Origin of the sequence: Haliscomenobacter sp., from assembly GCF_040403615.1 — a bacterium.
GTDB lineage: Bacteria > Bacteroidota > Bacteroidia > Chitinophagales > Saprospiraceae > Haliscomenobacter.
On the sequence record NZ_JBBAKG010000052.1, the window covers coordinates 1 to 12,583 of the forward strand.

The 12,583-nt window shown below is 49.5% G+C and carries 9 protein-coding genes; all 9 read left to right on the forward strand.

The window, feature by feature from the left end; all coding sequences use genetic code 11:
• The first annotated feature begins 251 nt into the window (after nucleotides 1-251).
• The gene (locus ABW391_RS16835) at nucleotides 252-2,669 is read left to right on the forward strand and encodes an ABC transporter permease (protein ID WP_353483063.1); all 2,418 of its coding nucleotides are present in this window, start codon (nucleotides 252-254) and stop codon (nucleotides 2,667-2,669) included.
• Between the two features lie 251 nt (nucleotides 2,670-2,920).
• The gene (locus tag ABW391_RS16840; protein WP_353483064.1) at nucleotides 2,921-3,937 is read left to right on the forward strand and encodes a virulence RhuM family protein; all 1,017 of its coding nucleotides are present in this window, start codon (nucleotides 2,921-2,923) and stop codon (nucleotides 3,935-3,937) included.
• Nucleotides 3,938-3,966: 29 nt separating this feature from the next.
• Nucleotides 3,967-4,320 carry a cyclophilin-like fold protein gene (locus tag ABW391_RS16845; protein WP_353483065.1) on the forward strand — a complete coding sequence of 118 codons (354 nt, stop codon included), beginning with the start codon at nucleotides 3,967-3,969 and terminating at the stop codon, nucleotides 4,318-4,320.
• 82 nt (nucleotides 4,321-4,402) lie between these two features.
• Complete coding sequence (locus ABW391_RS16850; RefSeq protein WP_353483066.1) at nucleotides 4,403-5,146, forward strand: glycosyltransferase family 2 protein; 744 nt, start codon at nucleotides 4,403-4,405, stop codon at nucleotides 5,144-5,146.
• Nucleotides 5,147-5,270: 124 nt separating this feature from the next.
• Nucleotides 5,271-5,792, forward strand: coding sequence for a gluconate 2-dehydrogenase subunit 3 family protein (locus ABW391_RS16855; protein ID WP_353483067.1), 522 nt, complete (start codon nucleotides 5,271-5,273; stop codon nucleotides 5,790-5,792).
• Between the two features lie 34 nt (nucleotides 5,793-5,826).
• On the forward strand, nucleotides 5,827-7,545 hold the full coding sequence (locus tag ABW391_RS16860) for a GMC oxidoreductase (RefSeq protein ID WP_353483068.1): 1,719 nt from the start codon (nucleotides 5,827-5,829) through the stop codon (nucleotides 7,543-7,545).
• A 48-nt stretch (nucleotides 7,546-7,593) separates the two neighbouring features.
• On the forward strand, nucleotides 7,594-8,199 hold the full coding sequence (locus ABW391_RS16865; RefSeq protein WP_353483069.1) for a gluconate 2-dehydrogenase subunit 3 family protein: 606 nt from the start codon (nucleotides 7,594-7,596) through the stop codon (nucleotides 8,197-8,199).
• A gap of 35 nt (nucleotides 8,200-8,234) precedes the next feature.
• Entirely contained in the window at nucleotides 8,235-9,953 is a 1,719-nt protein-coding gene (locus tag ABW391_RS16870) for a GMC oxidoreductase (RefSeq protein WP_353483070.1), read from the forward strand.
• Between the two features lie 264 nt (nucleotides 9,954-10,217).
• A partial coding sequence (locus ABW391_RS16875) for a S8 family serine peptidase (RefSeq protein ID WP_353483071.1) occupies nucleotides 10,218-12,583 on the forward strand: 2,366 nt, incomplete at its 3' end.

A 12,583-nucleotide genomic window follows, 5' to 3' on the forward strand; every position in this document is an offset into this window, starting at 1 on the left:
GTAACTCTGGATTTTCAGGTACTCTTTTGATTGGCTTTTAAACCGAGAATTGCTGCTGCTTGAATCATCAGAGTGTTCAATTGGCTTAACTATAAAGTGATAACATGCGAACCTCCCACCTGTTCGGCTTTCCACCCCATTTTCCCACCATTTAATCCCATTTTGCCTGTTAATACCCCAACCTTACCTACATTTATCCAGTCAACTTTGTATAAGTACCTATACTTGCCAACTTTTTTACCAACTACATCATGATCGGAAGCTACTTCAAAACCTCGCGGCGCAGTTTAATGCGCAACAAGCTGTTTTCCTTCATCAACATTGTTGGACTTGCCATCAGTATGTCCGTTGGGTTGCTGCTGATCGCATTTGTGCTCGACCTGCGTTCGTACGACAAGTTTCACCAGAATGGAGAGCGGATCTATCGCATCACCAACGTACTGACTGAAAATCAGGAACAAAGCGGCAAGTTTGCCACCACGTCAATTAAGACTGGAAAGCTTATCCGAGAGAAAGTGGCGGGCATTGAAGAAGTGGCTATTTTGCGCAATGACTTTTCGCAGGACGCGAAGGTTGGCGACAAAGTTCTCCCCGTCAAGGGCTTTTGGGCGGAGCCTTCGCTATTCAGAATCTTCACCTTCCCGATGTTGGAAGGCAATCCCGAAACGGCGCTGAAAGATCCTTTCTCGATCGTGCTCACGGAGACGGCGGCAAAAAAGCTATTCGGCAATGAACCTGCGCTCGGCAAGGCGATCAAGTTTGATACCCTCGATTACCAGGTGACGGGTATCATGAAGGACGTTCCCTTCTTTTCGCACCTCAACTTCGAAGCCTTGGTATCGTTCTCTACGGCGGAACAAAAAGGTAAAGACGATAGCAGCTTTGAGGCATGGTCTAACATGTTTTCCAACTCCGTGTACCTGCTGCTGCCGGAAAATGCCAACATGTCCTCCATCCAATCGCAGCTCGACGCCATTGCAAAGGAGGAAAATCTCGCCGAGAAACAAAGCAAAATCCAACTTGAACTGCTCCCGTTGGATCAGATCGTGGTCGGAGACAGCCTCAAACGCTCCATGGGATCTCAGGGGCCGCACCTGCCCCCGGTTGTACTCTGGATTCTTGGTGGACTTGCCTTGGTGGTGGTCTTGTCTGCGTGTTTCAACTATACCAATCTTTCGATGGCACGGGCCATGCGCCGCTTTAAGGAAGTGGGGCTTCGCAAAGCGGTTGGTGCCGGAAAAGGCCAGGTATGGCAACAGTTTTTGGCCGAAGCGATCATGATCTCGTTGGCAGCCCTGCTGCTTTCATTTTTGATATTTCTCGTATTGCGGCCGCAACTGATCAACCTCGCTCCCGAGATGCAGCGCATGGTGAAGCTCCAGCTCACTCCGTCTACGATAGTAGCTTTTATTGTCTTTTCGGTCAGCGTAGGGGTTATTGCGGGCTTCATGCCTGCCCTATTCTTTTCGAAAGTCAGCGCGATCAATGCGCTCAAGAATGAATCGTCGCTGAAAGTATTCAAACACCTTACCCTCCGACGCGCTCTGGTAGTGCTTCAATACACGGTTACCCTGATCTTTATCACCACAACCGCCGTCGGCTATGTGCAGTACAAAAACATCCTTGCATTCGACCTGGGATTCAACACCGAAAACATCCTGAACATTGAGATGCAAGGAAATAAACCCGATGCGCTGCTCAAGGAACTAAGCGAGATCCCCGAAGTAACTGCACTATCCCGGTCGTTGATCATCACCAGCGTTGGGAATGCCTGGGGAGGATTTATGAAGTACAAAGATTCGCGCGACTCTGCGCTGGTTCTGACCAACAACGTTGACGAAAACTACCTGCCGCTGCATGAATACAAGCTCATTGCCGGAGAAAATTTTAAGACGCGACCTACCACTCCCGAAGCGGCCGCAGAATTGATCGTTAACCAGCAGCTCTTAAAACGATTCAACATCAGTGCTAATGACCCCGAGAAAGCCATTGGGGAAGAGATCACCTTCAACAGTTTCAATGTACATGGACGCAAAATGACCATTGTTGGCGTAATGCAAGACTTTCACTATGGCAAGGTCAACAACCTCATCGAGCCGGTGGCTTTTATGTTTTGGACACCCGGAGACCAGGCCATCATCAATGCCAAAATACAAAGCGCTGACCTGCTGACCACCATGGCCAAGATCGAGTCCATCTGGAAGAAGGTCGATCGGGTACATCCATTTCAGGCTAAATTCTACAACGAGGAAATCGAAGAAGCCTATAGCGAATTTTCCACCATAATCAAGATCATAGGATTCCTTTCTTTCCTCGCCATTTCCATCGCCTCGATGGGATTGTTTGGAATGGTGGTATTCACCACCGAAACCAGGCTAAAAGAGATCGGCATCCGCAAGGTGATGGGCGCCAGCTACGGCAACCTGATCTTCCTCTTGAGTCGCGGTTTTCTATTGCTGCTGTCGATTTCGGCACTCATTGCGTTGCCCGTAACTTACTTTTTCTTCGAAAAATTTGTGCTCTCGAATTTCCCTTATCATACTCCAGTCCAAATCGTCGAGCTATTCGCGGGCTTGCTGACCGTATTGCTGATCGCATTCCTTATGATCGGTTCGCAGACTATGAAGGCTGCGAGGAGCAATCCGGTAGAAGTGTTGAAGAGTGAGTAGAGGGGCATCGATTTTTACAAAACGATTAGACGCACTTATTTGCAAACGCTAAATGGCAATAAAAAATAATGAATTGAAAAGAATCCATTATTTTACACCTCCGATGGTTTGCTATTTGCTGAAAAGATACCTTATACCTTGAAGGTCTCGCATCAATACGAAAAATAAGGAACCTATCAGGTAGTCGTAAAAGTGATCGGCATTTTGGGAAACGACACCACAAAATTGTTGACTATTGAAATTTGAAACAGATGGCCGAGAACACTCCACAATTCAACGACATCCTACTTTATACTGCACCTTCGGGCGCAGTGAAGATCGAAGTCATTTTTGAGGGTGAAACATTTTGGCTCAGTCAACGAAAAATGGGCGAGTTGTTTGGCAAAGACGTTCGTACAATCAATGAGCATTTGCAAAACATCTTTGCCGAAGGTGAACTACCCCCTGAGGCAACTATCCGGAAAATCCGGATAGTTCAAACCGAGGGCACCCGCGAAGTAGCCCGCGAAGTGGATTTTTACAACCTTGATGCCATCATAGCCGTTGGCTACCGAGTGAATAGCTACCAGGCTACCCAATTTCGAATTTGGGCCACAAAGACACTTAAAGAGTTTATCATCAAGGGATTTGTACTGGACGATGAGCGACTCAAACAGGGTCGTCACTTTGGCAAAGATTACTTCGACGAACTGCTGGAACGCATTCGCGAAATCCGCGCCAGTGAGCGGCGGTTTTACCAAAAAATCACCGACCTGTACGCCCAATGCAGCATCGACTACGACCCAAAATCCGAAACAACGACACTATTTTACAAAACCGTACAGAATAAATTGGAGTGGGACATTACCGGGCAAACTGCTGCTGAAATCATCGCGTCCCGGACAGGTGCGGAGAAACCAAACATGGGGTTAAGCACTTGGAAAAATGCACCTGGCGGTAAAATCCTGAAAAGTGATGTATCGGTGGCTAAAAACTACTTGAGCGAATCTGAATTGAGCGCCCTCAACCGCATTGTGACCATGTACCTCGACTACGCTGAAAATCAGGCTGCCCGCCAAATCTCCATGCGCATGCAGGACTGGATAGAAAAATTAGATGCTTTTTTGCGCTTCAACGAATATGATATTTTGCAGGATGCTGGAAAAGTATCGCATGAAGTAGCTAAAGCCTTGGCCGAAAAAGCCTACGAGCAGTACCGCATCCAGCAAGACGAAAATTACGAATCAGACTTTGATAAGGAGATCAAAAGATTGAAAGATAAAACCTAAGTCTGACGAAAAACAACAATATCCGCGATATGCGCAATAAATTAAAACTCAAGATTGGAGCAAAAACATTTACCGCAACACTTTTGGACAATGCTACTACAACTGCCATGAAAAAATTGTTGCCGATGACCTTAGAGATGGCCGAATTGAATAGGAACGAAAAATATGTTCGTTTACCTCAAAACTTACCCGCAAATGCGTCCAACCCCGGAACAATCCAGGTAGGGGATTTGATGCTTTATGGTTCGAATACCTTGGTGCTTTTTTACGAGACTTTTCCAACATCTTACACGTACACCAAAATTGGGCGGCTTGACGATGCCTCAAGGCTTGTCACTGCGTTGGGTGCAGGAAATGCAACCATAACTTTTGAGCTGGAGTAATATAAATTTACCCCTCTCCTCCATACCAGGTTTTGATTCCCCAAATGGTTTTTCCTATCTTCGCCTGCGAAATTTGAAAAGCATGTACAAAGGCAAAAAAATCATCGTTGTTCTTCCGGCTTACAACGCTGTACGCACCCTGGAAAAGACCTATCAAGAAATTCCATTCGATTTGGTAGATGAAGTAATCCTTTGCGATGACGCCAGCAAAGACAATACCGCCGAACTGGCCCGCAGCATCGGCATCCAGCACGTGATCAAACACGAGCAGAACAAAGGCTACGGGGGCAACCAAAAAACCCTTTACCGCAAAGCCTTGGAATTGGGGGGCGACATCGTGATCATGTTGCACCCGGATTACCAATATACCCCACTCCTGATTCCATCTATGGTCAACATCATCGGCGATGATTTGTACCCGGTGGTATTGGGTTCGCGTATTTTGGGCATGGGCGCCCTCAAAGGTGGCATGCCCATGTACAAGTACATCGCCAACCGCTTTTTGACTTTTGCGCAAAACCTGCTCATCAATTACAAGCTCTCCGAATACCACACGGGCTACCGCGCTTTCAGCCGAACGGTGTTGGAAGGCATCAACTTTGAGCAAAACTCCAACGACTTTGTGTTCGACAACGAAATGATCTCACAAATCGTATTTGCTGGTTTTGACATCGCCGAGGTGACTTGCCCGACCAAGTACTTTGAAGAGGCTTCTTCCATCAATTTCCAACGCAGTATGAAGTACGGCCTGGGCGTTTTGCGGGTTTCATTGGGGCATTTCTTTAGCCGGATGGGCGTGGTCAAACTCAAAATGTACCAGAGATAAATCGTTTTTTGTCCAATTGCACCACAATTAATACTTTCCAAAACCCGGAAACAAAAAGAATATTACTTTAGTGCGGTAAATGAGGTGTTCCTCATTTGATTGTCTTAAACTTTAAGATTACATCATGAACCGCAGACAAATCGTCAAAGGAATGGCTGCCACAGTAGGTGGCATGTTGGTGTTGCCCGCCTGGGCCAGCGCCTGGAATACGGCATCTTTGCAAGGTTTTCAAAGCAAGCTCAGCCTGGCAGATCAAGCCTTGCTGGCCGAAATCGTAGAAGCGATCATCCCGGAAACGGATACTCCGGGTGCTAAAAAACTGGAAGTACACCGCTTTGTAGACAAAATCATCACCGACTGCTACGATCAAAAAAGCCGCGCCGCTTACCTCAAAGGGCTTAGTGCGGTTGAGACCATGGCCACTCAGTCTTACGCCAAGCCTTATGCATCCTGCACCCCGGCACAACGCCTGGAAGTGCTGACCACCATGTCCAAATCTGCCGATGCCGATGAACAGAACTTCATTCGCATGGCCAGAAGCTTGACCATTCGCGGCTACCTCAGTTCAGAGTACGTAATGACCAAGCTGATGGGCTACGAAATGGCGCCTGGTCGTTACTATGGTTGCGTGCCGGTTAAGGCTTAGGTTCTCTTTTTTTCAAAGCAACATTAAACAACAAATGGCAAATCTCAATACAGACGCCATCAAAAGCCGCACCTTCGATGCCATCGTCATCGGATCGGGCATGAGCGGCGGATGGGCAGCTAAAGAATTAACTGGCAAAGGCTTGCGTACCCTGGTACTGGAACGCGGCCGTGAAGTCAAACACGTAGTTGATTATCCCACCGCCCAATTGCACCCCTGGGAACTCCCCAACCGTGGCCAAATGCGCTATGGCGTCAATGAAGCCAATCCCGTCGTGAGCAAGTGCTACGCTTTTGGCGAAGCCACCGAGCAGTTTTTTGTCAAAGATGCCGAGCATCCTTACGTGCAAGAAAAACCTTTTGACTGGATCAGAGGCTATCAAACCGGGGGCAAATCTCTGCTGTGGGCGCGCCAAACCCAGCGTTGGTCGGCTTTTGACTTTGAAGGCCCTGCCCGCGATGGCTTTGCCGTCGACTGGCCGATTCGCTACGACGACATTGCGCCCTGGTACAGCTACGTCGAAAAATTTGCGGGCATCAGTGGCAACCGCGATGGACTGCCCCAATTGCCCGATGGCGAATTTTTGCCTCCCCACGAAATGAACTGCGTAGAGCAGTATTTCACCGAATCGATGGCCAAGGCTTATGGCGGCACTCGGCCCATCATCATTGGCCGCTGTGCACACATCACCAAGCCCGAACCCATCCACCTCGAACAAGGCCGCAGCCGTTGTGCCCAGCGTACTCTTTGTGAGCGCGGTTGCCCACTCGGTGGCTACTTCAGCAGCAATGCATCTACCTTGCCCTGGGCGGCCAAAACCGGCAAAATGACCCTGCGCCCCCACTCGGTGGTTCATTCGATCATTTACGATGAGAAAAAACAAAAGGCGGTTGGGGTCAGAGTCATCGACAGCAATACCAAAGAGATGGAGGAGTATTTCGCCAAAATCATCTTTGTCAATGCGGCCGCGTTGAATACCAACCTGATCCTGCTCAATTCCACGTCCAACCGTTTTCCCAATGGACTTGGAAACGACAGCGGCCTGCTGGGCAAATTTGTCGCTTTTCACAACTACCGCGCCGGCATCAATGCCGAATACGAAGGCTACCTGGACAAAACCACCGAAGGCAAACGCCCCAATTCGGCATACATCCCGCGCTTCCGCAACTTACTGAAGCAGGAAACCGACTTTTTGCGCGGTTACGCAGCAGGTTTTGGCGCTTATCGGGGGCAATCAGACAACCGCAGTGGCTGGGGAGAAGACCTGAAAACAGGCATCCTGAAACCCAAATTGAACGACCACTGGGGTGTAGGCTCCCACATGATGGGTGAAACCATCCCCAAAGAAAGCAACTACGTAGCGCTCGATAAAGACCAACGCGATCCCTGGGGCATTCCACAATTGCGGATCTCGGTGGATTACGACGAAAACGATGTCAAAATGACCAAAGACTTCTTTGAGCAGATGACCGAAATGTACACCAAGGCGGGTTTCAAAAACATCCGTACTTACGATTCAAACCGCACCCCCGGACTGGATATCCACGAGATGGGCGGGGTACGCATGGGACGCGATCCGAAAACTTCCCTGCTCAATGGCTGGAACCAACTGCACCAGTGCAAAAACGTATTCGTAACCGATGGCGCATGTATGACCTCCACCTCTACCCAAAACCCCTCGCTGACCTATATGGCGTTCACGGCACGGGCAGCGGATTATGCGGTGAGTGAATTGAAAAAGAAGAATTTGTGATTAGGTAGAGACGCGATGCGTCGCGTCTCTACCCAAAAAACCATAAACATGAACAGACGCGAAGCATTAGCCAAAGCCACCCTTCTCTTGGGGGCTGCCCTCTCGGGCCCAACCTTGATGGCCATGGGGCGTTGGGAAAACGCCATCGGCACGACCGTACGCGACAAACTCAACCTATCTGCCCTCCAAAAGCAAATCATTGCCGAGGTGGCCGAAATGATCCTGCCCCGCACCGATACGGTGGGTGCAAAAGATGTAGGCGTACCAGCCTTTATCGAAATGATGATCAACGATTGCTATCAATTGCCTGAACACCGCAGCTTTATGGCGGGGGTTGTGGAATTAGAAGGCATGAAATTCCTGGAAATGAGCGCTGCCCAAAAAACCGACACGCTCAAGCAAGTAGAGCAAAAAGCCAAGGAACAAATGAAAGCCTACAACGCCCAAACCATCAAGTTTGGCGACAACCAAGATATGGAATCGATGAACGCCGTCAAAATGGGCTTGCCCTTCTGGCGACTGATAAAGGAATTGACCCTGCTGGGCTATTATACTTCCGAAGGCGGCACCAAGGCTTCTTTTCAATACGTACCCAACCCGGGGAAATTTGAATTGACCAAACTGAAGCCTGGACAGAAGACCATCGTGTATTAATGCAGGTTGCATTTCCAACCACAACTCAAATCGCAATGAACCAAATCAATATAAACACCCAAAAAGCCAATCGCTTCGACGCCATCGTGGTCGGATCGGGTATGACCGGGGGCATCGCCGCCAAAGAGCTCACCGAAAAAGGCATGAAAGTACTCATGCTGGAACGCGGCCGCGAAGTCAAACACCTCGAAAGTTACGACACCGCCAACAAAACGCCCTGGGAATTTGAACACCGCGGCAAGGTGCCGATCAATTCCGCGGAAGAATACTGGTCAAACAACCGCTTTGGCAACCTCGCCAACGAAGAAGCTGGTGCGTTTTTCACCAACGACAAGCAAAATCCCTTCATCGAAAAAAAGCCTTTCGACTGGATTCGCGCTTACCACACTGGCGGCAAATCCATGCACTGGGGCCGCCAAACTTACCGCTGGGGACAACATGATTTTGAGGCCAATGCCAAAGAAGGCGTAGGCATCGATTGGCCACTCCGTTACGAAGACATCGCGCCCTGGTACAGCTACATCGAAAAATTTGTGGGCATCAGCGGCCAAAAAGAAGGTTGGGACATCATTCCCGATAGCGACTTTCTGCCTCCTATGAGCATGCTGCCACCCGAGGTACACTTCAAAGACGCGGTGATGAAAAAACTGAACCGCAAAGTCACTATTGGCCGCATCGCCAACCTCTCGCAGGCGCAACCGATTCACACTGCGCTGGGCCGCGCTTCCTGCCAATACCGCAACAAATGCTCCAGAGGCTGCCCACATGGTGGTTACTACAGCTCAATGGCCGGGGCCATTCCTGCGGCAGCTCAAACGGGACGACTGACCGTTCGGCACAACGCCATTGCCCTGGAACTGATTTACGATGCGGAAAAACAAAAGGCTACCGGTGTACGCGTGATCGATCAAATTGACCACTCGGTAACGGAATATTTTGCCAAAATCATTTTTGTGAATGCTGGCGCGATGAACTCGGCAGCGCTACTGTTGAATTCCAAATCAACCCGCTTCCCCAATGGCCTGGGCAACGACAGCGACCAGGTAGGCCGCAACTTGATGGATCACCACCTCGGCTCAGGTGCAACGGCTACCGTGGAAGGGTTTGAAGACGATTACTACTTTGGATCCCGCCCCACGGGCTTGTACATTCCGCGTTTCCGCAACTGGGACAACGACAAACGCAAAGACTACCTGCGCGGGTTTGGTTATCAGGGTGGCGCCAGCCGCAGCAGTTGGAACCGGGGCGTAGGCATGGACGGCTTTGGCGCCGACTTCAAAAAAGACCTGACCGAACCGGGCAGTTGGAGCATTGGTTTTGGCGGATTCGGCGAAATTTTGCCCGACCCCAACAACCGCATGTACCTCGATCCCGTGAAAAAAGACCAGTGGGGCATCCCGATGATCGTATTTGATGCGGCCTTTACCGAAAATGACTTGGCCATGCGCCGCGACATCATGGTGGCCGGAGCAGAAATGCTGGAAGCCGCTGGCTTCAAAAACATCAGTACCTATAACCGCGATACCCACATGGGATTGGGCATTCACGAAATGGGGACCGCAAGAATGGGGCATGATTCGAAAAACTCGGTGTTGAACAGAAACAATCAGATCCACGCTTGCAAAAACGTATTCCTAACCGATGGCGCTTGTATGGTATCCGCTTCGTGCGTGAATCCATCCTTGACCTACATGGCGCTGACGGCGCGCGCGGCGGAATATGCAGTCGGTGAAATGAAACGGAAGAATTTATAGGGAACGGGATTAATGGTTCCTGTTTTTTAGGGGGATGTTGAATGAACGGTAGATACCGCGTATTGAACATTCCCCTTTCTTTTTGAAGCACCCCATACCAAAAATCCAACTTAATCTGTAAACTCTCCAACACATCCTTACTATTTCTCATTTCTCCTCCTTTTATGTTTTTATTTTTGTCTGGCAATTAGACCTTCAATAGGTCGTTTTTCTCCTGATGGCATGCTTGAATGACTTGCCAATGTCTTTAAAAAATCCGACCTAATGAGACCAAGTGTTGTGCTGTGTTGTCTGGTATGGTGCTGTATGTTGTTCAGCTACACCAGTTATGCCCAAAATTCAGACCATGTGCCAGGCGAAATTCTGGTGAAATTTTACCCCGAAGTGCGTGCCAGTGCCTGGGCCAATCAAGCCTCCTCCCTGCGCGCAGCAGGAGCCGGGTTTCAACTGGATGATGCGCCCCTTTCAGAACCCATGCACATCTGGAAAATCCGTTTCGATTCCCATACCCAGGATGAAAATGAACTACTGGCCCGCATCCGTAGAGATCCAGCAGTAGCCGAGGCACAATTCAACCATTACATCGAATATCGTACTACAACCCCCAACGATCCTGAATTTTTGAAGCAATGGCAATGGTTCAATGTCGGCCAGGATGGCGGTACTACTGGCCTGGATTTGGGCATGCGCCAAGCCTGGGACATTACTACGGGGGGGCTTACCCCTGCCGGGGATACCATCGTGGTGTGTGTCATCGACAACGGCATCGATACAACTCACCGCGATTTGAAGGCTAATCTTTGGGTCAATCGGGGCGAAATTCCCAACAACAACCTCGACGACGACGGCAATGGCTACATTGACGATTACCGGGGTTGGAACGTGAGTCGCCGCAACGACGACATCAGTGAAGCCGCCACTCACGGTACGATGGTCTCTGGAGTCATTGGCGCGGTAGGCAACAACAAGATTGGCATAACGGGTTTAAACTGGCGGGTAAAAATCATGGGGGTAATGGGGGGCTACAATACAGTTACCGAAGACCTGATCATTCAGGCTTACAATTATGCCTTTATTCAACGCCGTTTGTACAACCAAACCGGGGGTAAAAAAGGTGCATTCGTAGTGGCTACGAATGCTTCCTGGGGTATCCCTCGCGCCCTGTCGAGCGAGTATACCGTTTGGTGCAGTTTTTATGATAGTTTGGGACACCAAGGAATTATCAACGTCAGCGCTACTTCCAATAGCAGCATCGATGTAGACGCAGTGGGCGACATGCCCGGAGGCTGCAACAGCCCATACCTCATCAACGTAACCAGCATTGGCCGCACGGGCACCTTGAGTCATGCCTTTGGCAAAAACACAGTAGACCTGGCTGCCCTTGGCGAGCAAACCTATTCCACGGCCAAAAACAATGGTTATAACCTGGATTCGGGTACTTCCTATGCGGCACCTCAGGTGGCGGCAGCGGCGGCGCTATTGTACGCGGCTCCTTGCCCTACCCTTTCTTCCTTGGCGCGCCGCAATCCCGGTTTGGCGGCTTTGTGGATTCGACGCTTGTTGCTCGACAATACCAAGCCTTTACCCAAGCTGCAAAACATTACCGTCACCGGAGGTTACTTGCATGTGTTCAATAGCTTGCTTGCCCTGGCCAAAGAATGTGGTTCTTGCCCCTCCTTGGTGAGCATTGGGGTGCGCAACATTACGGTAAACAGTAGCCAGCTCAACTGGGTCAGCAATGACAGCATTGTCCGTGTTGATTTGCGCTTTCGCGCCAAAGGAACGACCAATTGGACTACGGTTGAAAAAGTACTGCCCCCATACAATTTCAGCAACTTAAAAGTTTGTACAGCGTACGAATATCAACTCAAGACCTATTGCGCCAAGGACATCATTGATTTTGATGAGCTTTTTACCTTTCGCACCGATGGGTGTTGTGAGCCACCAAATCAGGTGACCATTCCTGCCGGAATCATCTCTAATGTGATCATTCGTTGGCAGCCAGTTACGGCAGCTAGTTCCTATACTTTCCGTTACCGGCCAATCGGGAGTGCTACTTGGATTAGTTTGAGTCCGCCCTTCACTTCAGCCAATTTGCGCAATTTAGAGGCTTGTACGGAGTATGAATTTCAACTTCGTACCGAGTGTACGGATGGCACTTCTTCGGTTTTCAGCAAAAGCTTTGTATTCAAAACGGGCAATTGTGGCGCCTGCCTGGATAAAGCCTATTGCAAAGAGAGCATTCAAATCGATCAGTCGACGCAAGAATGGATTACGGAAGTGCAAATAGGCAGTTTTACCAACAGTAGCAATCGCAATGGCTATGGGGATTTCACTGGTCTGAAAGGCATCAATCTGCGCTCTGGTCAATCCTATGCCTTCCGAACCAACATGGGTTTTGTTGGCAAACTTTTCAATGAATACGTGGTGGCCTGGATCGACCTGAACCAGGATGGGCAATTTGGCGCCAACGAGGCATTGTACAACTCTGGCCCCAAAAAAGACAGCGTCTTTGTAGGCCAAATCAGTATCCCAACTGGCACATTGGCTGGGTCTACTAGGATGCGGATTGCCTTGCGGTACAACACCGAACCCAGCACCTGTTTTTCGGGAAGTACCAATTATTATGG

Bases quoted from the DNA above. Each gene is read 5' to 3' on its own strand.
- ABW391_RS16835 (WP_353483063.1), top strand. From the start codon at position 252: ATGATCGGAAGCTACTTCAAAACCTCGCGGCGCAGTTTAATGCGCAAC.
- ABW391_RS16840 (WP_353483064.1), top strand. From the start codon at position 2,921: ATGGCCGAGAACACTCCACAATTCAACGACATCCTACTTTATACTGCA.
- ABW391_RS16845 (WP_353483065.1), top strand. From the start codon at position 3,967: ATGCGCAATAAATTAAAACTCAAGATTGGAGCAAAAACATTTACCGCA.
- ABW391_RS16850 (WP_353483066.1), top strand. From the start codon at position 4,403: ATGTACAAAGGCAAAAAAATCATCGTTGTTCTTCCGGCTTACAACGCT.
- ABW391_RS16855 (WP_353483067.1), top strand. From the start codon at position 5,271: ATGAACCGCAGACAAATCGTCAAAGGAATGGCTGCCACAGTAGGTGGC.
- ABW391_RS16860 (WP_353483068.1), top strand. From the start codon at position 5,827: ATGGCAAATCTCAATACAGACGCCATCAAAAGCCGCACCTTCGATGCC.
- ABW391_RS16865 (WP_353483069.1), top strand. From the start codon at position 7,594: ATGAACAGACGCGAAGCATTAGCCAAAGCCACCCTTCTCTTGGGGGCT.
- ABW391_RS16870 (WP_353483070.1), top strand. From the start codon at position 8,235: ATGAACCAAATCAATATAAACACCCAAAAAGCCAATCGCTTCGACGCC.